The organism is Pseudarthrobacter sp. TRD_SC_9, from assembly GCF_055361265.1.
Map to the genome: position 1 here is coordinate 1,860,640 of NZ_CM143956.1, position 21,064 is coordinate 1,881,703.

Sequence of the window (21,064 nt, forward strand, 5' to 3'; positions counted from 1 at the left end):
TGCCATGGCACTGACATCATCGGTTAAGGAAGAGCTTTCCCGGCTGGACATCAAGAAGTCCTCAGTCCGTAAAGCCGAGGTATCGGCCATGCTTCGGTTTGCCGGAGGACTGCACATTATTTCCGGCAGGATCGTGATTGAAGCGGAAGTCGACCTGGCTTCCACGGCCCGCCGCCTACGTGCTGCCATCGCCGAGGTCTATGGACACCAGAGCGAAATCATTGTGGTCTCGGGCGGCGGCCTGCGGCGAGGCAACCGCTATGTGGTGCGTGTAGTCCGTGACGGTGAAGCCCTGGCACGGCAGACCGGCCTGCTGGACGGCAGGGGACGTCCTGTCCGTGGGTTGCCATCTGCCGTCGTCAATGGCTCTGCCGCAGACGCCGAAGCCGTCTGGCGTGGTGCCTTCCTTGCACATGGTTCGCTTACTGAGCCCGGGCGTTCGTCCGCCATGGAGGTGACGTGCCCCGGCCCTGAATCGGCGCTGGCGCTGGTCGGTGCAGCCCGTCGCCTTGGCATCCAGGCGAAGGCCCGTGAGGTCAGGGGCGTGGACCGTGTTGTGATCCGCGACGGCGACACCATAGCCGAACTCCTGACCCGGATGGGTGCCCATGACGCACTGATGGTCTGGGAAGAACGCCGGATGCGCAAAGAAGTGCGCGCTACAGCGAACCGGCTCGCCAACTTTGACGACGCCAACCTTCGTCGCTCCGCACAGGCCGCAGTTGCCGCAGGGGCCAGGGTGGAGCGCGCGCTGGAGATCCTCGGTGATGATGTTCCGGATCACCTGAAGTATGCCGGCGAACTGCGGGTAGCGCACAAGCAGGCCAGCCTCGATGAACTCGGCCGCCTGGCCGATCCGATTATGACCAAAGACGCCATCGCGGGACGGATCCGCCGTTTGCTGGCCATGGCGGACAAACGCGCACTTGACCTGGGCATACCCGGGACGGACGCCAATGTGACACCTGAAATGCTGGACGACTAGCCGGCGTCCTAGAATCAAGAGCAGGCGGCGGAAATACCTGCCGGACCCCGGTGGTTATGCCGCACAGGGCCTGTGACCGCCCCTATATTTCCGGATGCACCGCCATCCGGATGCACAATCCGAGAGTTACCAACCGGACAACTGTCCACGACATTGGAGGATTTTGTGACCGAATACGTTCTGCCTGAACTCAGCTACGACTACGCAGCGCTGGAGCCGCACATTTCTGCGCGCATCATGGAACTGCACCACAGCAAGCACCACGCAGCTTATGTCGCGGGCGCCAACAACGCGCTGGCCCAGCTGGCTGATGCCCGTGAAAAGGGCGACTTCGCCAACATCAACCGTCTCTCGAAGGACCTCGCCTTCCACACCGGCGGGCACGTCAACCACTCGGTCTTCTGGAACAACCTTTCTCCGGACGGCGGCGACAAGCCTGAGGGCGAGCTTGCTGCTGCCATTGAGGACGCCTTCGGTTCCTTTGATGCCTTCCGTGCACATTTCAGCGCTGCTGCCCTTGCTCTGCAGGGGTCTGGCTGGGCCTTCCTGGCCTACGAGCCCGTCGGCGGCAACCTGGTCATCGAGCAGCTTTACGACCAGCAGGGCAACGTAGCGGTCGGCACCACGCCGCTGCTGATGCTGGACATGTGGGAGCACGCCTTCTACCTGGATTACGTCAACGTCAAGGCTGACTACGTCAAGGCGTTCTGGAACATCGTTAACTGGGCCGACGTAGCCAAGCGCTTCGAGGCCGCACGCACGAACGCCAGCGGGCTGATTACGCTTTCCTAGTCTTTTCAGCGTCATCTGGTTGTAACAAAGGTCACATTCACGCCGAATCTGACCGGGATCCGGACTCTCCGCCCCCGCACTTGCGGGGGCGGAGGTTCTTAAACGTAAGATAGATCACGGAAGGCGGTTAGCCTTCAGCAATGTGGCTGGTCGCCCTCCGAATTGAAATCATCTCTGCCCAATGGCGTGCGGGATCTGTTAGTTGGCTTTAAACGCCCGACTCAACTAGGTGTGCTTGCAAGAGCACCAAGGAGACTGAAAAAGTGACGACCCGTATTGGTATTAATGGCTTCGGCCGCATCGGCCGCAACTACTTCCGCGCAGCACTCGCGCAGGGTGCAGACCTTGAGATCGTCGCTGTAAACGACCTCACCAGCCCGGAGGCCCTGGCCCACCTCTTCAAGTACGACTCTGTAGGCGGCCGCCTCAAGGAATCCATCGAGGTCAAGGACGGCAACATCATTGTTGACGGCCGCACCATCAAGGTTCTGGCCGAGCGCGATCCCGCGAAACTGCCCTGGGCTGAACTCGGAGTGGACATCGTGATCGAGTCCACCGGGTTCTTCACCAAGGCCGCCGACGCCCAGAAGCACATCGATGCCGGCGCAAAAAAGGTGCTTATTTCCGCACCGGCTTCTGACGAGGACATCACGATTGTGATGGGCGTCAACGAGGGTCTTTACGATTCCGACGCCCACAACATCATCTCGAACGCGTCGTGCACCACCAACTGCCTGGGTCCACTGGCCAAGGTCATCAACGACACCTTCGGCATCGAGCGTGGCCTGATGACAACCATCCACGCCTACACTGCGGACCAGAACCTGCAGGACGGCCCGCACAAGGATCTTCGCCGGGCCCGTGCAGCGGCAATCAACATGGTGCCCACCTCCACCGGTGCGGCAAAGGCCATCGGCCTGGTCCTTCCGGAACTCAAGGGCAAGCTGGATGGTTATGCCATCCGAGTGCCGGTCCCCACGGGTTCCGCCACTGACCTGACCGTCACCGTCTCGCGCGAGACCACGGTTGAGGAAGTCAACGCAGCCCTCAAGGCAGCCTCGGAATCCGAGGAGCTCATGGGCTTCCTGACCTACACCGAAGAGCCCATTGTTTCGTCCGATATCGTGGGCGATCCCGCTTCGTCGATCTTTGACGCCGGCCTGACCAAGGTCATCGGCAACCAGGTCAAGGTCGTTTCCTGGTATGACAACGAATGGGGCTACTCCAACCGTCTGGTAGACCTGACCGAGCTTGTTGCTTCCAAGCTGGGTTAGGGTTGGTCCATGACCTTTCACACCCTCAACGAACTGATCGCTGAAGGTGTCCGCGGGCGGTACATTCTGGTTCGAAGTGACCTGAATGTGCCGCTCGACGGCTCTACCGTCACTGACGACGGCCGCATCCGCGCCTCGCTGCCAGTGCTGGAAAAGCTAACGGACGCCGGTGCGCGCGTACTGGTAACAGCCCACCTTGGCCGCCCCAAGGGCACTCCGGAGGACAAGTATTCATGCAAGCCGGCTGCAGCCCGCCTGGCCGAGCTTGCCGGCTTTCCGGTCACCCTTGCCGCGGACACGGTCGGGCCCTCCGCCAAAGAGCTTGCGGCCTCCCTCAAGGACGGCGAAGCGCTGGTCCTGGAGAACGTTCGCTTCGATCCACGCGAAACCAGCAAGGACGATGCCGAACGTGGCGCCTTCGCAGATGAACTGGTGGGTTTGACTGCCGGGAACGGCGCGTTCGTGGACGATGCCTTCGGTGCAGTTCACCGTAAGCATGCAAGCGTTTACGACGTCGCCACTCGCCTTCCGTCCTTCCAGGGCGATCTGGTGCGCACGGAAGTCGAGGTACTGCGCAAGCTGACAACTGACACGCAGCGCCCGTACGTCGTGGTCCTCGGTGGTTCGAAGGTGTCCGACAAGCTGGCAGTCATCGACAACCTCCTGGGCAAGGCAGACACCATCCTGGTAGGTGGCGGCATGCTCTTCACCTTCCTTGCGGCCCAAGGCCACAAGGTTGCTTCGAGCCTGCTGGAATCCGACCAGATTCCGGTGGTGCAGGACTACCTCAAGCGTGCTGCTGAAGCGGGCACCGAATTCGTAGTCCCGGTGGACGTGGTAGTTGCTGAGAAGTTCGCGGCGGATGCGGCGCACCAGACCGTCAGCGCCGAAGCGATCGAGGAAAGCAGCTTCGGCGCAAACGGCATCGGGCTGGACATAGGCCCCGAGTCAGCCGCGGAATTTGCAGGCCGGATCAAGGCAGCCAGGACCGTCTTCTGGAACGGACCTATGGGCGTGTTCGAGTTCGAGGCATTCGCCGACGGCACCCGTGCCGTGGCCAAAGCCCTCACGGAATCGGAGGCTTTCACTGTGGTGGGCGGCGGCGACTCCGCCGCAGCAGTCCGCACCCTGGGCTTCGATGACCTCCAGTTCGGCCATATTTCAACAGGTGGCGGCGCCAGCCTGGAATACCTCGAGGGCAAGGAACTGCCAGGACTGAGCGTCCTGGACCGCTAGCCAAGGGAGGCCGGCAGATACAGCAACGATTGTTGCGGTGCCTGCCGGCCTCTTCATTTCACACACTTTGGAGAGAATGTGACGACGTCAACCAACGGCGCTTTTGACCGTAAGCCGCTGATCGCGGGCAACTGGAAGATGAACATGGACCACGTCCAGGGCATCACCCTCCTGCAGAAGCTGGCCTGGACCCTCAGCGATGCCAAGCACGACTACAGCCGCGTGGAGGTCGCGGTGTTCCCGCCGTTTACCGACCTTCGCGGCGTGCAAACACTGGTCCAGGGCGACGAACTGGACATCGAATACGGTGGCCAGGACCTTTCCCAGTTCGATTCGGGAGCCTATACAGGCGACATATCCGGTCAGTTCCTGGCGAAGTTGGGGTGCACGTACGTGCTGGTGGGCCATAGCGAACGGCGGACTGTCCACAACGAGTCTGACGAGGTCCTCAACGCTAAGGTCAAGACCGCCTACGTCCATGGCCTGACGCCGGTCCTATGCGTTGGCGAGGGCCTGGAAGTCCGCCAGGCGGGCACCCACGTCGAGCACACGCTCGATCAGCTGCGTGCCGACGTCGAGGGCCTTTCTGCCGAACAGGCGGGAAGCCTCGTGGTGGCTTATGAACCCGTTTGGGCCATTGGCACCGGCGAAGTCGCAGGTCCGGAGGACGCCCAGGAGATGTGCGCCGCCATCCGCGCTGAACTCATCAAACTCTTTGGCGAGGAAGTCGCCGCCAAGGTCAGGCTTCTTTATGGCGGCTCGGTCAAGGCCAGCAACGTTGCCGCGATCCTCAACGAACGCGATGTAGACGGCGTGTTGGTGGGCGGTGCAAGCCTGGACCCTGCTGAGTTTGCTAATATTGTCAGGTTCGAGAGCCACCTCACCGCTAGTTGATCAGCCGGCTCCCGTCATCCCAACTTTGGAAAGGCCGTCGTGGACGTTCTTCATGTCATCCTGCAGATTATCCTGGGCGTAACCAGCCTTCTGCTGACCCTCTTGATCCTGCTCCATAAGGGACGCGGCGGGGGCCTCTCTGACATGTTCGGCGGAGGCATGAGCTCCGGCCTGAGTTCTTCCGGCGTGGCTGAGCGGAACCTGAACCGTTTTACCGTCATCCTGGGAGTCACCTGGGGCCTGGTGATCATCGCTCTTGGGCTGGTCATGAAGTTCGCAGGGGCTGGCGACTCCTGATCCTTGCAACTCCGGGAACTTTAGGAAAACATGTTGCGGCCCTGACGCCGGAACAGACTGCGCATTAGACTGTGGCTGTTGGCTTTGCCAACGGCCACAGTCAGTTAAGCCGCCAGTCGAGCAGCCAGGAGTCGCCCGTGGTACATGCCGCCTCAGGGTTTCGGGGCACCCGCGTGGGTGTTAATGAAGGTACCGGGCCCAGAAATGAATCCGACCACTCTTCGGGAGTGAACGTGCCGCGTATGCGTGTGTCCTACTGGTGCGACCGGGGCCATGAGACGCGGCTTGTTTTTCTTAAGCTCCCTGATGAACAAATCCCCACAGCGTGGGACTGCCGGCATTGCGGGCATGTGGCCTCGCGTGATGGAGCCGCACCTGATCCGGCTGAACAGTCCGAGGACGGCTACAAAAGCCACCTCGAGTACGTTAAAGAACGACGCTCCGGCCAGGACGCCGAAGCTGTCCTGGCCGGAGCGCTGGAACGGCTACGCGCCAGAAAAGTCCTTCCGGACCAGCTGAGCCGGGACCCGTGAGGCCGCGTTTTCGTCGATAAGCCACAACGTCCTCGACGTGCCCGAAGGGCCGGCAGCCGGAACCTGGACCGGGTTGGCCCCTGCCAGGGCCAAACCGACGGCCCCGGCTTTATCCTCGCCGGCTACCACCATCCACACCTCGGCTGCGGTGTTGATCGCAGGCAGCGTCAGGGAGATACGCTCTGGAGGCGGCTTGGGCGAGTTGCGCACGCCAACCACAGTCAGTTCCTTCTCCCGGATGCCGCCCTGCTCGGGAAACAGCGAGGCGACGTGCGCGTCCGGGCCTACGCCCAGCAGCACAACGTCGAACCGGGGGAGCGCACCGGGCTGGTCGGGGCGGCCATCGGACATGTCTGCAGCGTGCTCTGCTGCTGCCGCTGCCCTAAGGCGTTCGGCGTAGTCGGCCGCTGCTTCCTCGGGTGTCGCGAACTCGTCACTGGATCCGGTCCGGTGGACGCGCTCCGGATCCACCGGGATGTGGGCCAACAGGGCGTCGAATGCCTGGACGGCATTGCTGTCCGGGCTGTCCGCCGGGACGAAACGTTCGTCTCCCCACCAGAAATTTACTTTGGACCAGTCCACGGCAGGAGCAGCGGCCGATGACGCTACTGCCTTCAACGATCCGATGCCGACGGTCCCTCCGGTGAGGATTACTGTGGCCGATCCGTGCTTGTCCTGCACATCTACCAGTTTGGTGATCAGTCTCGCCGCGATTGCGGCCATCAGTACGGATGAATCGGGATGGATGCTGACGCGCGGCTCAACGCTCACTTGGACGGACGCTCCTTAGGTTGGTACGTGGCAGTCCAATAGTAATCACTTCGCCGAACACTTCGTCCGGGTCCAAGCGGCGCAGTTCCTCCGCCAGGCAATCGCGTAGGCTCCGGCGGGGAAGGGTGATGCGCTGGGCGGGTTGGCCAGGCTGGGTAAGTTCGGCCACGGAGAGTCCGGGCCTGAACAACTGGACGTCACCACTGGAACGGCTCAGGCGGACGCGCCGGATGCCGGTTCCTGCAGGGTCCGCCACAATGGTCACAGGAGCATCAAGCGCAAGTGTCAGCCACGCCGCCAGCAGGATGGTGCTGGGTGAATCGGATGCGCCTTCTACGGCCACAGCCGTTACCGGTGCCGGGTCCACCTGGTCCAGGACTGCTGCGAGCTGGATACGCCAGTTGGTCAGCCGCGTCCAGGCGAGGTCGGTGTCGCCTGCCTTATAGGTAGCCCGGATGTTCTCCAATGCCGCCTGCGGGTCTGCCTCATTGGCTGAATCGGTGATCCGGCGGTGCGCGATCCGGCCAATGGAGGTGTCGCACGCGTTCTTCGGTGCGCCGTGGGACCACCAGGCCACAATCGGGGCGTCCGGGAGCAGCAGCGCCGCCACCAGGGATTCGTTTTCTTCAGCCAACTCACCATAGCCGCGGAGGACGATTACCTCAGAAGCACCGGCATCGCCGCCCACGCGGATCTGCGCATCCAGGCGAGTGGGTGCGGAAGCTCCGGCATCGGCCAGCACAATAATGCGGCAGGGGTGCTCCCGGCTGGCCTCATTGGCTGCTTCGATCGCTTCTTCCTCAAGGCCGGACTTGGTGACGACGACCAGCGTCAGTACCCGGCCCAGGGCGATCACACCGCCCTGCTCGCGCAGGGACGTGATCTTTTTGGAAATCTTTGACGTTGTTGTATCCGGAAGATCTACGATCATGGCCTTCTCCAGGTTCGCCCGTCGCGGGACAGGAGTTCATCGGCAGAGGCGGGGCCCCAGCTGCCCGGTGCGTATGGTTCGGGTTGTTCATCCAGCCCGGCCCAGTAGTCCTCGAACGGGTCAAGGATCTTCCAGGACAACTCCACTTCCTGGTGACGCGGGAACAGCGGCGGTTCGCCCAGGAGCACGTCAAGGATAAGGCGCTCGTAGGCTTCAGGGCTGGACTCCGTGAAGGAGTGGCCATAACCGAAGTCCATGGTGACATCGCGGACTTCCATCTGGGTCCCGGGAACCTTGGAACCGAACCTGATGGTGACGCCTTCATCGGGCTGCACGCGGATAACCACCGCGTTTTGGCCAAAATCGTCCTCACTGTGGTCCCGGAACAGCAGATTCGGTGCGCGCTTGAAGACGACGGCGATTTCCGTCACCCGGCGGCCGAGCCGCTTCCCGGCCCGCAGGTAGAAGGGCACGCCGTGCCAGCGCCGGGTATTGATATCCACCCGAATGGCAGCGTACGTTTCGGTCTTCGAATCGGCAGGAATGCCCTCTTCCTCGAGATAACCCTGAACCTGCTCGCCGCCCTGCCAGCCGCCGGTGAATTGCCCCCGGGCGGAATGTGTGGAGAGGTCCTCAGGCAGCTTTACGGCCGCCAGCACCTTCTCTTTCTCAGCACGCAGATCATCGGCATTAAAGGAGATCGGTTCTTCCATCGCCGTCAGCGCCAGCAGCTGGAGGAGGTGGTTCTGGATGACGTCACGGGCCGCGCCGACGCCGTCGTAATACCCCGCCCGGCCACCCGTGCCGATGTCCTCGGCCATCGTGATCTGGACGTGGTCAACGGAGTTGGAGTTCCAGAGCGGCTCAAACAGCTGGTTGGCGAAGCGCAGGGCCAGGATGTTCTGGACCGTCTCTTTGCCCAGGTAGTGGTCAATCCTGAAAACGGCGTCGGGCGGAAAGACCGACTCCACGATGTCGTTGAGCTGACGGGCAGACTCGAGGTCGTGCCCGAAGGGCTTCTCGATGACGACACGCCGCCACTGGCCGTGGTCGGCCTGGGCCAGGCCGTGTTTGGACAGCTGCCGGCAGACCTGTTCAAATGCCTTGGGCGGGATGGACAGGTAGAACGCGTGGTTACCGCGAGTGCCCCGCTGCTCATCCAGCGCCGCGACGGTATCGCCGAGGCGCTCAAAGGCGTCGTCGTCGTCGAATTCTCCCTGGACAAAACGAATGCCCTCGGAAAGCTGGTTCCACACGGCCTCGTCGAACGGGGTACGTGCAAAGGACTTCACCGAGGCCTTGACCTCGGCCGCGAAGTCCTGATCGTTCCAGTTGCGGCGGCCGAAGCCCACCAGCGCGAAGCTGGGAGGCAACAACCCACGGTTGGCCAGGTCGTAGACGGCCGGCATGAGCTTTTTGCGGGCAAGATCCCCGGTGACGCCGAAGAGGACCAGTGAGGAAGGGCCGGCGATCCGGTTCAGGCGGCGGTCCCTCGGGTCCCGGAGCGGATTGCGCCCGGGTTTCCCGGACCTGGCCTGGGACCGGGTGCCGTTTTCAGTTTCTGGCATGGTGTGTGGTGCTGCCTTAGCTTTCAGGGACAGAGGAGGCCTGGGCGGCCAGTTCTGCAACGATTTTCCGTAGCTGCTCAGTACCCGCGCTCCGGTCTGTCAGGTGCAGCCGCAGGACGGGCCGGCCATGACTTTCCAGAACCTGGGCATCGCCGGCAGCCTGTGCGGAGATAAGTTCTCCGAACGTAAAGGGCCGATCCGGAATTGCGATGTCCGCGGACGCTGCCGCGGTAACCTGCAGGAACACGCCGACGGCCGGTCCACCCTTGTGGAATTGGCCGGTGGAATGCAGGAACCGCGGACCCCAGCCGAAGGTGACAGGGCGGCCGCTGATGACGGCAAGTTCATCACGGACAGCTTCTAGGGATGCGAAGGCGATCCTGTCGAAGTAGGCCTGGACGCTCAGGTAGCTTCCCGTTCCAAGCTGCCCCAGCAGGGCACTGACGGCCTCTGAGGCAGAAGAAGCGTGTCCCAGCCAGTCCCCGCCGCGCACCTCAATGGCGCCGTCCACGAACTCGGCAGGAGTCGGCTCAGGCTGTGCGTCCAGGAGGCCGCGGGCGGCAACCTTTGCAGCCTCCACATCGGGCTGGTCAAAGGGGTTGATGCCCAGCAACCGGCCGGCCACGGCGGTAGCAAACTCCCACGCCATCATTTGCGCGGCAAGACCGCCGGCAATGGCGGCTTCGTCCCCGGAAAAGTCGACGTCGGCATCCGCTCCTACCAGCCGGACCACGAGGACGTCCTCGGCGCCGTTTGTGACTTCAGGGGACGTGGGGCCGGCCACGACCGGCAGGACGCCGGTGCCGAGCTTTCCGGTGGATTCGGCGATGAGCTGTTCGGCCCAATCAGCGAAACCCACAATGCCCGACCCGTCTTCGGCGATGACTACCTTATTCCGCAGCGGGTTGGTTCCACCGAGCACGGCACCGAGCCGCAGACCAATGTTCTCAGGAGCGTCCTCGTTGAGGACTTCGGCGGCTTCCTCGGCTTCGTCAAGGAACGCCTGGATGTCTACGCCCGCAAGTCCCGACGGGACCAGGCCAAAGGCGGTGAGGGCGGAATAGCGACCACCCACATTGGGGTCTGCGTTGAAGACGGCGCGGTAGCCGGCTTCACGGGCTGCCTTGTCCAGGGGTGAGCCGGGATCCGTGACGATGATGATCCGGCTCCTGGCATCAAGCCCGGCATCGGTGAAGGCCTGCTCGAAAATACGGCGCTGCGAGTCGGTTTCCAGTGTGGAGCCGGACTTGGACGACACCACGATTGCCGTCTCGTCCAGACGGTCAGCGAGGGCGGCGCTGACCTGGTCCGGGTCCGTACTGTCCAGGACTGTCAGCTCCACGCCAGCGGTACCGGCGATGACCTCCGGAGCCAGCGAGGATCCACCCATGCCGCATAGGACGATGCGGGTGACTCCTTCCGCCCGGAGGGCATCGCGAAGTTCCAGGATGCTGCCCACCAGGGGCTGGGAGACGCTGGCCGCCTCCACCCAGCCGAGGCGGACCGCTGACTCGGCTTCGGCGTCGGGACCCCACAGCGTGGGGTCCTTCGCGAAGATCCGCGTAGCGATCCGGTCCTCGACCAGGGCTGGAAGGTGCTGCTCTATAGCCTGCAGCGCGGCTCCGGTGGCGTGGAAGCTGAGTGACGTCATGGTGGGTCAGGAAGCCTTCCGTGCGGAGGAAAGTGCACCTTCGACGTCCGCCAGCAGTTCCTTCCAGCTGGCCACGAACTTGTCCAGGCCTTCGGTTTCCAGGACTGAGACGACGTCGTTGTAGGAAATGCCCAGGCCTTCGAGGGCGTCCAGCGTCGCATTGGACTCCGCATAGGTACCCGCGACGGTGTCACCGGTGATGACACCGTGATCAAAAGTGGCGTCCAGGGTCTTTTCGGGCATGGTGTTGACGACGCCGGGGGCAACCAGTTCGGTCACATACAGGGTGTCCGCGTATGCGGGGTCCTTGACGCCGGTAGAAGCCCACAGAGGGCGCTGGGGAAGTGCGCCGGCCTCGGCCAGCAGCGCCCAGCGCTCCGTGGAGAACAGTTCCTCATACACCTGGTAGGCGAGACGGGCGTTGGCCAGTGCGGCCTTGCCCTTGAGTTCCTTTGCCTCGTCGGTGCCGATGGCGTCAAGGCGCTTGTCGATTTCGCTGTCAACGCGGGAGACGAAGAAGGACGCCACGGAGTGCAGCTTGGAGAGGTCGTGGCCGTTTTCCTTGGCCTGTTCCAGGCCTGTCTGGAAGGCGTTGATGACCGCGCGGTAGCGCTCGAGGGAGAAGATCAGTGTCACGTTCACGCTGATGCCTGCCGCGATGGTGGCTGTGATGGCTTCCAGGCCTTCAAGCGTTGCCGGAATCTTGATCAGGACGTTGTCCTTGTTGACCCTCTTGTACAGGCTCTTGGCTTCGGCGATGGTGCCTTCCGTGTCCCAGGCAAGTCGCGGATCAACTTCAATCGAGACGCGGCCGTCCACGCCATTGGTGGCTGCTGCGACCGGAGCGAAGAGGTCGCAGGCATCTGCCACGTCGGTGGTGGTGATTTCGAAGATGGTGTCTTCGACGCTCGCGCCTGCTGCTGCCTTCTCGGCGATCAAAGCGTCGTAATCGGTGCCGGCAGTGATGGCGGCGTGGAAGATGGACGGGTTCGTGGTGACGCCGACGACGTTCTTTTCGTCGATCAGCTTCTGCAGCGTGCCCGTGTCCAGGCGAGTGCGGGAGAGGTCGTCGAGCCAGATGGAGACACCGGCATCGGAGAGTTGCTGGGTGGGAGTAGTCATGTTCTTATCTCCTGTAATTGGTTGTCAGGCCTGCAGGCCTGCGAGGGAGTCCTTGGCAGCGGCGACTACAGCTTCGGCCGTGATGCCGAATTCCTGGAAAAGCCGCTTGTAGTCGGCCGAGGCGCCGTAGTGCTCGAGCGAAACGGAACGGCCGGCGTCACCGACGAACTCACGCCAGCCCAGCGCAAGGCCGGCTTCGACCGATACGCGGGCCTTGACTGCTGCCGGAAGGATGGATTCGCGGTAATCGGCGTCCTGCTTGTTGAACCATTCAACGCAGGGCATCGAAACAACGCGGGCGGCGATGCCTTCGGCCTGGAGTGATTCCCGGGCCTCGACAGCCAGCTGGACTTCCGAGCCGGTGCCGATCAGGATGACATCGGCCGGGACCGTAACGCCGTCCCTGGAGGCCTCGGCCAGTACGTAACCGCCCTTGGTGACGCCGTCCACGGAGCCGAAAGTATCGCCGTCGGCAACGCTTTCGCCGCGGGCGTAGGTGGGGATGTTCTGGCGGGTCAGGACAATGCCGGCCGGGTTTTCGTGGTTGGCCAGCATGGTCTTCCACGCCACTGCAACCTCGTTAGCGTCGCCGGGACGGACGACGTCCAGTCCGATGATGGCGCGAAGCGAGGACAGCTGCTCCACCGGCTGGTGGGTGGGGCCGTCTTCACCGAGGCCGATGGAATCGTGCGTCCAGACATACAGCGACGGAACTCCCATGAGTGCGCCGAGGCGGATGGCCGGACGCTGGTAGTCGCTGAAGATCAGGAATGTGCCGGAGAACGCGCGGGTCCGTCCGTGCAGGCTGATGCCGTTGACGATCGATGCAGCGGCGTGCTCACGGATGCCGAAGTGGAGTACCCGGCCGTAGGGGTTGCCTGACCAGGCGTCGGTCTGCTTGGACGCCGGAACGAACGACGGCGAACCTTCGATGGTGGTGTTGTTGGACTCCGCGAGGTCAGCGGAGCCGCCCCAGAGTTCAGGCATGACCGGGCCCAGGGCATTCAGGACCTTGCCGGATGCTGCGCGGGTGGAGACGTCCTTGCCTGCTTCGAAGACGGGCAGGGCGGCATCGAGGCCTTCTGGAAGCTCGCGGGCCTCGACGCGGGCCAGGAGCGCCGCACCTTCCGGGTTGGCTGCCTGCCAGGCGTTAAAGGACTCTTCCCATTCCTTACGGGCGGCAGCGCCACGGTCAGCAACGGAGCGGGCGTGCGCCAGGACCTCGGGGTCAACGTCAAAGGACTTCTCGGGATCGAAGCCCAGCACGGACTTCAAACCTGCAACTTCTTCTGCACCCAGGGCAGAACCATGGATCTTGCCGGTGTTCTGTTTCTTCGGTGCCGGGTAGCCAATGATGGTCCGCAGCGACACGATAGAGGGCTTGGACGTCTCGGCCTTCGCGGCGAGCAGCGCAGAGTAGAGCTCCTGCACGTCTTCCTTGTATTCGCCGGTCTTGGTCCAGTCAACACGCTGGACGTGCCAGCCGTACGCTTCGTAGCGCTTCAGGACGTCTTCCGTGAACGCGATGTCGGTGTCGTCTTCGATGGAAATGTGGTTCTCATCGTAGACAACAACAAGGTTGCCCAACTCCTGGTGGCCGGCCAGCGAGGAGGCCTCGCTGGTGACGCCTTCCTGAAGGTCGCCGTCGGAGGCGATGACCCAGATGGTGTGGTCGAACGGGCTGGTGCCGGCGGCGGCATCGGCGTCGAACAGGCCGCGTTGCCGGCGCTGGGAGTAGGCAAAACCGACCGACGAGGCCAGGCCCTGGCCCAGCGGGCCTGTGGTGATCTCCACACCGGCGGTGTGCTTGTACTCCGGGTGGCCCGGGGTCAGCGAACCCCAGGTACGCAGCGCCTCAAGGTCCTCCAGCTCCAGGCCATAACCTGACAGGAACAGCTGGATGTACAGCGTGAGGGAGGTGTGGCCGGGGGAGAGGACGAAGCGGTCGCGGCCGATCCACTCCGGGTTCCGGGGGTCATGCCGCATCAGCTTCTGGAAGAGAAGGTATGCAGCGGGGGCCAGACTCATGGCGGTACCGGGATGGCCGTTGCCAACCTTCTCCACCGCGTCCGCAGCGAGGACGCGGACGGTGTCCACGGCGCGCTGGTCCAAACTGGTCCATGACAGTTCTTGCTCTTCCAAATGTGGCACGAAAACCGGGCCCCTCTCTGTGCTGACGGCCTTCGGTAATCACAGTGCGGAACAGGGCACATAATGGTGCCCGCCGCGATGTGTACCAGCCGTCCACCATTGAAACGTTGATCTATCATTCAGTCGCCTGCGCCAGCCGCCGGGAATGCGGTTTCCAACCCCGCCCGCTGCGTGCGCTGATCAGTTCACAGCTTAGCCGGATTCCACACTTCGGTCAGTGCATATCTCATAAAGTGGACGGAAATTTGCCTTATATGAACCGCTCCGGGGCTCCCGGCAAGTGAGCTTGAGTTAATGTGCTCGAAGCATGGGCCTTGCGATCACGGACACAGTTGCCGGGGTGAACCGCACTATGACGGCACGGTATGATATTGGCGGCTGGCGTGCTGAAAAACGCACCAAGGAACGCAACAGAGAACAGGGTGACTACGACCGTGAGCACTACCGAATCCCCGCTGAACGTCTCACCGGCAACGGGGAAGAGCGGTAGCGGCCGGTCGGGTCTGGGTCGGAAGGCAAAGGCCTATCTGGCACTGACGAAGCCGCGGGTCATCGAACTTCTTCTGGTCAGCACTTTGCCCACCATGATTTTTGCCGAGCGCGGTTTCCCGTCCATCGGCCTCATCCTTGCCACTTTGGTGGGTGGCGCCTTTGCCGCCGGCAGTGCGGGTGCCTTCAACTGCTACATCGACCGCGACATCGACAAGCTGATGCACCGGACGGAGAAGCGGCCGCTGGTCACCGGTGAAGTCAGTCCCCGTGAAGCCTTGGTCTTCGCTTCACTCCTGGGTGCAGCTGCCATTGCCATCCTGTGGTTCGGGGCGAACCCGCTCTCTGCCTGGCTTGGCCTGGGCGCTATCTTCTTTTACGTGGTGATTTACACCATGATCCTTAAGCGCCGCACTGCCCAGAACATCGTCTGGGGCGGCGCGGCTGGCTGTTTCCCCGTCCTGATCGCCTGGGCGGCCGTGACCAACACGGTGGAGTGGCCGGCCATTATCCTCTTCATGGTCATTTTCCTCTGGACGCCGCCGCACTACTGGCCGCTGTCCATGCGCTACGGCGAGGATTACCGGAACGCCAAGGTACCCATGCTGGGCGCCATTGCAGGCGCCAGGGTGGTGTCCGTCCAGGTGGTCCTGTATGCATGGGCCATGGTGGCGTGCTCACTGCTGATGATTCCCGCCGGAGGCGCAGGCTGGGTTTACACGGTTGTTGCCGTAGGCGCCGGCGCCTGGTTCCTCTACGAATCCCACGCATTGTACGGCCGGGCCCACCGCGAGGACATTGCGGACAAGCGGGCCATGAAAGTCTTCCACGGTTCCATTAGCTACCTCACCCTGCTGTTCATCGCACTGGCTGTGGATCCGTTCGTGGGATCCGCCATCGTGGTTGGCTAGGGACCAGCTTCGCCCTGCCGGTACCAGAGACACACCGGTTCCCCACAAACGAAGCACCCGCACAAAGGTCTGGCACCACGGTTAAACCGTGGTGCCAGACCTTTGCCGTTGAGAGGGACCGCCGTCGTCAGCCGTTAATCCCCGGAGGAAACCCGGAGGAAACCCGGAGGACGCGCTGTGAACCCTTACCGCACCGGCCTATGAGCCTTTAGCGGACCGGGCTGCAGCGCGCGATGTCCGCTGCATTGGTGGCGGCACTCATCAACAAGGCAGCGGCCAGCATGTGCGCGCCCACCAGGAGCGCCGGGACGCCGTTGTAGTACTGAGTGAAGCCGATGACACCCTGCAGGAGGGTGACGCTGATCAGCAGCAGCACAGCCGTACGGAAAATGCCGGGGATCCTGTTCCGGAAGATCAGGTACACCGCGAACAGCGTGCCGGCTGTGACCAGGTACGCCGGCACCGCATGGATGTGCGAGACGAGATCCCAGTTCAGGCCGTTGCGCGGTGCGTCTGCGTCTCCGGCGTGCGGGCCGGCACCAGTCACCACAACACCCAGCACGACGGCGGCCGCCGCACACGCTGCCACCGCCGTCATCAACGGGCGCAGGACTCCGGGAAGTGCGGGAAGGGGCTGTGCGATAAAGCGTCCGGTGCGCCCGTGGGCGCGGTTGACCAGCAGCGTGGCAAAAACCACCAGTGCCATGGATACCAGGAAGTGCATCCCGACAACCCAGGGATTGAGATTGGTCCAGACGGTGATCCCGCCGATGACTGCCTGGGCCGGAATGCTCGCCAGGAGGCCTAGTGCCAGGAGGAACATGTCCTTGCGTTCCTTGCGCAGGTTCCACAGGTACACGAGCATCAGAGCGGCGATGGTGGCAAGCACAAAGGTTAACAGCCGGTTGCCGAACTCGATAAAGCCGTGCAAGCCCATTTCCGGGGTGTTCACCAGCGAGGTCTCAGTGCACTTCGGCCAGGTGGGGCAGCCCAGTCCCGAGGCGGTCAGCCGGACCGCGCCGCCGGTGACAATCAGCATGGTCTGTCCGATCAGGGACAGCACGGACAGCCGCCGCACGCTGGAGTTCACGGTGGTGGGGAGGCGTGACGTGACCCTGCGGGCAAGCTGCGGGAGGCGGGGGGCGGTACTCACTTTTGTTCTCAATTCCACTTGAACCATCGAATGGCTGCTGCTCCGGCAATTAGTGTCCAGAGAAGCAGGATCAGGGCGGCCGGGCCGTTGAACGTACCGGCGCCAAATGCCTCCCGAAGGGCATCGCCGAGCGCACCCGAAGGAAGGTAGGGGACTACGGCCTGCGCCGCGGATGGAAGCCGCTCACCTGGGATGACAATTCCGCCCAGGGCGCCCAGCAGTATCCACAGCAGGTTGGTGACGGCCAGCGTGGCTTCCGGCCGGGCCGTGCCTGCCACCAGGAGACCCAGAGCAGTGAAGGCGGCTGCGCCGAGTATCAGCAGGACAGCGCCCGGCAGGATGCCAGCAGCGTTCGGCTGCCAGCCCAGGGGAAGTGCGACGGCGGTAATCACCACCGTCTGGATCGCCAGGACGGCCAGGACTGCTATGGCCTTGCCGGCGATGAGTCCGGTGCGACCCAGCGGCGTGGTGGACAGGAAGCGAAGCACGCCGTACCGCCGGTCAAAGCCGGTGGCGATGCCCTGGCCGGTGAAGGCCGTGGACATCGCGCAGAGCGCCAGGATGCCGGGCACCGCCACGTTGACCCTAGAGCCTCCGAGCCCGTCGAGGAGCGGAGTCATGACCAGTCCGATGAGGGCCAGGAGCGGGAGGAACACCGCGAGGATGAGCTGCTCGCCGTTGCTCAACATGGCTTGGGCTTCATACCTGCCCTGGAGGAGGATGCGTCGCAGCAGGGGTGCGGGCAGCCGGGTTGCGGCGGTCACCGGGCGTCATCCCTGGCTGAAACGTCGAGGAATACATCTTCCAGGCTGCGGGCCTGGAGGCTCATGGACACGGGCATAACGTCCTTACTTTCCCAAAAGGCAGCCAGGGCGGCCAGGTGGGCCGGTGTGAGGTAGCCGGTGGCGGTGTAACTTCCGGCGCGGGTTTCACGGACTTCGATGACCTCCGGCAGGACGCCGTCGAGTTTCAGGCCTGGGGCGGCCTCGAAATATAGCGTCCGTACGCTTTCGCCGGACGGCTGGGTGGATCCGCCGTGCTGCAGGAGCTCGCTGACGGTGCCCTCGGCAACATTGCGGCCGGCGTCGATGATGTAGACGTAGTCGGCCAGCCGCTGGGCGTCGTCCATCAGGTGCGTGGTCAGGATGATCCCCATGCCGGCATCACGCAGTTCGGCTATGTAGTCGAACACCAGCTGGCGCGACTGCGGATCAAGGCCAGCGCTTGGTTCGTCGAGGAACAAGACCTCGGGATTGCCGATCAGTGCTGCCGCAAGGGCCAGTCGCTGTTTCTGCCCGCCGGACAGCCGGCGGACCGTCGTCTTACTGAAGGCGTCAATGCCCAGCCGCTCCACCAGGCCGGCCATGGGCAATGGATTACGGTACATACCGGCGATGTGTTTCAGCAGCGGGATGGGCCGGGCCGACGGCGGCAGTCCGCCGTCCTGAAGCATCACGCCGACCCTGGACCGCAAAGCTGCACTGGCCGTGGCCGGATCGCTCCCCAGGAGGGAAACGTGACCGCCGGAGCGTTGCTGCAGGCCTTGGGCGCACTCTATGGTGGTGGTTTTGCCTGCGCCGTTGGTTCCCAACAGTGCAGTCACCTGACCTGCGTGCGCTGTCATGGATACGTCACTGACCACCCGTAGCATCTTGCCGTCCAGGGCCGCCAGCGGGCCGACATCCTTGATGAGCCCATCGATGGCCAGGACAGGGGAATTGGGGGATCGCACCCCAGCATTCTACGTGATGTAGTAGCTGTCCACCCGTTTCAAGCAGCCGTCCGGGCTCAGCCTCACGCCCAGTACTTGCCACATCACCCAAAGCTCACCGGATTCCGCATCATTCACGGTGCCTGCCCGGGATTCTGTTCGCGGTAAATCACCGTGACGTCGCCGCCGACCGCGGGATGTTGCCCATGGTCCACCGCGGCACTGGTACCGCTTGAGGTCAGCCTTGCCTTACTGGAGGCTTGGAACAAATTACGACATGATTGTGTTGTGTATTCCGTGACTAAGACTGCTTCCGCGCCTTTGGCCGGGCCCGGGACGAATGGTGCCGTCCGCGGTTCCGTGCGTCCGGCCGCGCCAAGTGCTGCAGAGACGGATGAGCGCACCCGCGATCGCGTGCTGAGCGCGGTCCTGGAGCACGGCCCGGTCAGCGCCGCCGAACTCGGTGACATGCTGGGCTTTACCCCCGCGGCGGTCCGTCGGCACCTTGACCGCCTTTCCCGCAATGGTCTTATCGAAGTGAAACGTGCAGCCAGGGGAAGCGCAGGCGCCGGTCGTCCGGCACGCCGCTATGTGCTGAGTTCCCGGGGCCAGTCTTCCCTCGGTGACGACTACCTCAATATTGCCGTATCGGCGCTCAGCCAGCTCCAGGGCCTGGCCGGGGAAGAAGCTGTCCGCCGGTTCGCTGCCGAACGCTTCGCAGAGATGGAGAGCCGCTATGCGCCGGAGATGGAGCAGGCCGGCGAGGACGTCACCGCCCGTGCCCGTGCTCTTTCCGCCGCGTTGACCCGCGACGGATTTGCAGCGTCCGCGGCATCCGTGGATGCAAAAGCACCCCTGCCCGCCGCCTTCTCCAGCGTTCAGCTCTGCCAGGGACACTGCCCAATCCAGCACCTCGCCGCCCGGTTTCCGGAGTTCTGCGACGCCGAAACCGAAGTATTTTCAAGGCTGGTCGGTGTTGATGTCCGCAGGTTGTCCACGCTCGCCCGCGGCGGACATGTCTGCACCACCCACATTCCAACAGGCCGTCCGGCGGTCCCGAAGCCCGAAGCTTCTGGCCCTGTTCCCGGCAACCTGACACCAGTATCCACCAGCCAGCAAGGAAGGCCGTGATGACGGACCAACTATCAGAGAAGCCGGTAGCTGAAGACACCGTGATCTCAAAGATTCTGGAGAAGAATCCTGAGCTCCATGGTATCGGCACCTACGAGTACGGCTGGGCTGACAAGAACGACGTCGGCGCCAACGCCCGTCGCGGTATCAACGACGAGGTAGTCCGTGATATCTCGTCCAAGAAGAGCGAGCCGCAGTGGATGCTGGACCTTCGCCTCAAGGGCCTGAAGTATTTTGACCGCAAGCCCATGCCCACCTGGGGCGCGGACCTGTCCGGCATCGACTTCGACAACATCAAGTACTTCGTGCGCTCCACTGAGAAACAGGCCACCAGCTGGGAGGACCTGCCGGAGGACATCAAGAACACCTACGACAAGCTCGGCATCCCCGAGGCTGAAAAGCAGCGCCTGGTTTCCGGTGTCGCCGCCCAGTACGAGTCCGAGGTCGTCTACCACCAGCTGCGTGAGGACCTCGAGAAGCAGGGTGTTATTTTCCTCGACACCGATACTGCACTGAAGGAACACCCGGAGATCTTCCAGGAGTACTTCGGCACCGTCATCCCCGTTGGCGACAACAAGTTCGCGTCGTTGAACACGGCCGTCTGGTCCGGTGGCTCCTTTGTGTACGTTCCCAAGGGCGTCCACGTGGACATCCCGCTGCAGGCCTACTTCCGTATCAACACGGAGAACATGGGCCAGTTCGAGCGCACCTTGATCATCGCCGACGAGGACTCCTACGTCCACTACATCGAAGGCTGCACCGCCCCCATCTACACATCCGACTCCCTGCATTCCGCAGTGGTTGAGATCATCGTGAAGAAGGGCGCCCGCGTCCGCTACACCACCATCCAGAACTGGTCCAACAACGTTTACAACCTGGTGACCAAGCGCGCCATCTGCGAAGCTGGCGCCACCATGGAATGGGTGGATGGCAACATCGGCTCCAAGGTGACCATGAAGTACCCAGCCGTCTACCTGGTGGGTGAGCACGCCAAGGGCGAGACCTTGTCCATCGCTTTTGCCGGCGCAGGCCAGCACCAGGACACCGGCTCAAAGATGGTCCACATCGCGCCGAACACCAAGAGCTCCATCATTTCCAAGTCTGTGGCCCGTGGCGGCGGACGGGCAGCGTACCGCGGCCTGGTCCAGGTCCGCGAAGGTGCCAAGCACTCCGCCAATACCGTGCGTTGTGACGCGCTGTTGGTGGACACCATCAGCCGCTCGGACACTTACCCGTACATTGACATCCGCGAGGATGACGTTGTGATGGGCCACGAAGCTACCGTCTCCCGGGTCAGCGAAGAACAGCTCTTCTACCTGATGTCCCGCGGCATGCGCGAAGACGAGGCCATGGCGATGATCGTCCGTGGCTTCATCGAGCCGATTGCCCGCGAACTCCCGATGGAGTACGCACTTGAGCTGAACCGCCTGATTGAACTGCAGATGGAAGGGTCCGTCGGATAAC

At 63.1% G+C, this 21,064-nt stretch carries 19 protein-coding genes; 10 read left to right on the forward strand and 9 right to left on the reverse strand.

Annotated features, from left to right (window positions below; all coding sequences use genetic code 11):
- Positions 1-4 precede the first annotated feature (4 nt).
- The 7 genes from whiA (at position 5) to ACWA13_RS08725 (ending at position 6,011) form a co-directional block, all read left to right on the forward strand.
- The gene (whiA, locus tag ACWA13_RS08695; protein ID WP_463937719.1) at positions 5-985 is read left to right on the forward strand and encodes a DNA-binding protein WhiA; all 981 of its coding nucleotides are present in this window, start codon (positions 5-7) and stop codon (positions 983-985) included.
- 165 nt (positions 986-1,150) lie between these two features.
- Entirely contained in the window at positions 1,151-1,777 is a 627-nt protein-coding gene (locus ACWA13_RS08700) for a superoxide dismutase (RefSeq protein WP_463937720.1), read from the forward strand.
- 263 nt (positions 1,778-2,040) lie between these two features.
- Positions 2,041-3,051 (forward strand): type I glyceraldehyde-3-phosphate dehydrogenase, encoded by a 1,011-nt coding sequence (gene gap, locus ACWA13_RS08705; protein WP_463937721.1) that lies wholly within the window; start codon positions 2,041-2,043, stop codon positions 3,049-3,051.
- 9 nt (positions 3,052-3,060) lie between these two features.
- Entirely contained in the window at positions 3,061-4,287 is a 1,227-nt protein-coding gene (locus ACWA13_RS08710; protein WP_463937722.1) for a phosphoglycerate kinase, read from the forward strand.
- Between the two features lie 78 nt (positions 4,288-4,365).
- Positions 4,366-5,181: a triose-phosphate isomerase gene (gene tpiA / locus ACWA13_RS08715; RefSeq protein WP_463937723.1), complete on the forward strand. Its 816-nt coding sequence runs from the start codon at positions 4,366-4,368 to the stop codon at positions 5,179-5,181.
- Between the two features lie 39 nt (positions 5,182-5,220).
- Entirely contained in the window at positions 5,221-5,478 is a 258-nt protein-coding gene (gene secG / locus ACWA13_RS08720; protein WP_463937724.1) for a preprotein translocase subunit SecG, read from the forward strand.
- 173 nt (positions 5,479-5,651) lie between these two features.
- On the forward strand, positions 5,652-6,011 hold the full coding sequence (locus ACWA13_RS08725; RefSeq protein WP_463937892.1) for an RNA polymerase-binding protein RbpA: 360 nt from the start codon (positions 5,652-5,654) through the stop codon (positions 6,009-6,011).
- Here ACWA13_RS08725 and pgl read toward each other — a convergent pair.
- From pgl to tkt, 6 genes are read right to left on the reverse strand one after another with little or no spacing between them, the layout of a single operon-like run.
- On the reverse strand, positions 5,964-6,782 hold the full coding sequence (pgl, locus tag ACWA13_RS08730; RefSeq protein ID WP_463937725.1) for a 6-phosphogluconolactonase: 819 nt from the start codon (positions 6,780-6,782) through the stop codon (positions 5,964-5,966). The two genes, ACWA13_RS08725 and pgl, sit on opposite strands and share 48 nt — an antisense overlap.
- A complete protein-coding gene (locus ACWA13_RS08735) occupies positions 6,772-7,713 on the reverse strand; it encodes a glucose-6-phosphate dehydrogenase assembly protein OpcA (RefSeq protein WP_463937726.1) in 942 nt (313 codons plus the stop codon). Before ACWA13_RS08735 ends, pgl begins: the two co-directional genes overlap by 11 nt.
- On the reverse strand, positions 7,710-9,281 hold the full coding sequence (gene zwf, locus ACWA13_RS08740) for a glucose-6-phosphate dehydrogenase (RefSeq protein ID WP_463937727.1): 1,572 nt from the start codon (positions 9,279-9,281) through the stop codon (positions 7,710-7,712). Before zwf ends, ACWA13_RS08735 begins: the two co-directional genes overlap by 4 nt.
- Before the next feature lie 16 nt (positions 9,282-9,297).
- Positions 9,298-10,932 (reverse strand): glucose-6-phosphate isomerase, encoded by a 1,635-nt coding sequence (locus ACWA13_RS08745; RefSeq protein WP_463937728.1) that lies wholly within the window; start codon positions 10,930-10,932, stop codon positions 9,298-9,300.
- Between the two features lie 6 nt (positions 10,933-10,938).
- The gene (tal, locus tag ACWA13_RS08750; protein ID WP_463937729.1) at positions 10,939-12,054 is read right to left on the reverse strand and encodes a transaldolase; all 1,116 of its coding nucleotides are present in this window, start codon (positions 12,052-12,054) and stop codon (positions 10,939-10,941) included.
- 24 nt (positions 12,055-12,078) lie between these two features.
- Positions 12,079-14,196: a transketolase gene (tkt, locus tag ACWA13_RS08755; protein ID WP_463937893.1), complete on the reverse strand. Its 2,118-nt coding sequence runs from the start codon at positions 14,194-14,196 to the stop codon at positions 12,079-12,081.
- Positions 14,197-14,627: 431 nt separating this feature from the next.
- On the opposite strand from tkt, the gene ACWA13_RS08760 reads away from it, so the two are divergent.
- Positions 14,628-15,605, forward strand: coding sequence for a heme o synthase (locus tag ACWA13_RS08760; RefSeq protein ID WP_463937730.1), 978 nt, complete (start codon positions 14,628-14,630; stop codon positions 15,603-15,605).
- 208 nt (positions 15,606-15,813) lie between these two features.
- Here ACWA13_RS08760 and ACWA13_RS08765 read toward each other — a convergent pair whose 3' ends face one another.
- Genes ACWA13_RS08765 through ACWA13_RS08775 form a run of 3 tightly spaced genes read right to left on the reverse strand, consistent with a single transcriptional unit; the run spans position 15,814 to position 18,490 of the window.
- On the reverse strand, positions 15,814-16,758 hold the full coding sequence (locus ACWA13_RS08765) for a COX15/CtaA family protein (RefSeq protein ID WP_463937731.1): 945 nt from the start codon (positions 16,756-16,758) through the stop codon (positions 15,814-15,816).
- A gap of 8 nt (positions 16,759-16,766) precedes the next feature.
- Positions 16,767-17,522 (reverse strand): ABC transporter permease, encoded by a 756-nt coding sequence (locus ACWA13_RS08770; protein ID WP_463937732.1) that lies wholly within the window; start codon positions 17,520-17,522, stop codon positions 16,767-16,769.
- The gene (locus ACWA13_RS08775; RefSeq protein WP_463937733.1) at positions 17,519-18,490 is read right to left on the reverse strand and encodes an ABC transporter ATP-binding protein; all 972 of its coding nucleotides are present in this window, start codon (positions 18,488-18,490) and stop codon (positions 17,519-17,521) included. Before ACWA13_RS08775 ends, ACWA13_RS08770 begins: the two co-directional genes overlap by 4 nt.
- Positions 18,491-18,757: 267 nt before the next feature.
- Here ACWA13_RS08775 and ACWA13_RS08780 point away from each other — a divergent pair, with 267 nt between their 5' ends.
- Together ACWA13_RS08780 and sufB are read left to right on the forward strand one after the other, a co-directional pair.
- On the forward strand, positions 18,758-19,600 hold the full coding sequence (locus ACWA13_RS08780; protein ID WP_463937734.1) for a helix-turn-helix transcriptional regulator: 843 nt from the start codon (positions 18,758-18,760) through the stop codon (positions 19,598-19,600).
- The gene (gene sufB / locus ACWA13_RS08785; RefSeq protein WP_463937735.1) at positions 19,600-21,063 is read left to right on the forward strand and encodes a Fe-S cluster assembly protein SufB; all 1,464 of its coding nucleotides are present in this window, start codon (positions 19,600-19,602) and stop codon (positions 21,061-21,063) included. The genes ACWA13_RS08780 and sufB overlap by 1 nt, the downstream gene beginning before the upstream one ends.
- Position 21,064 lies beyond the last annotated feature (1 nt).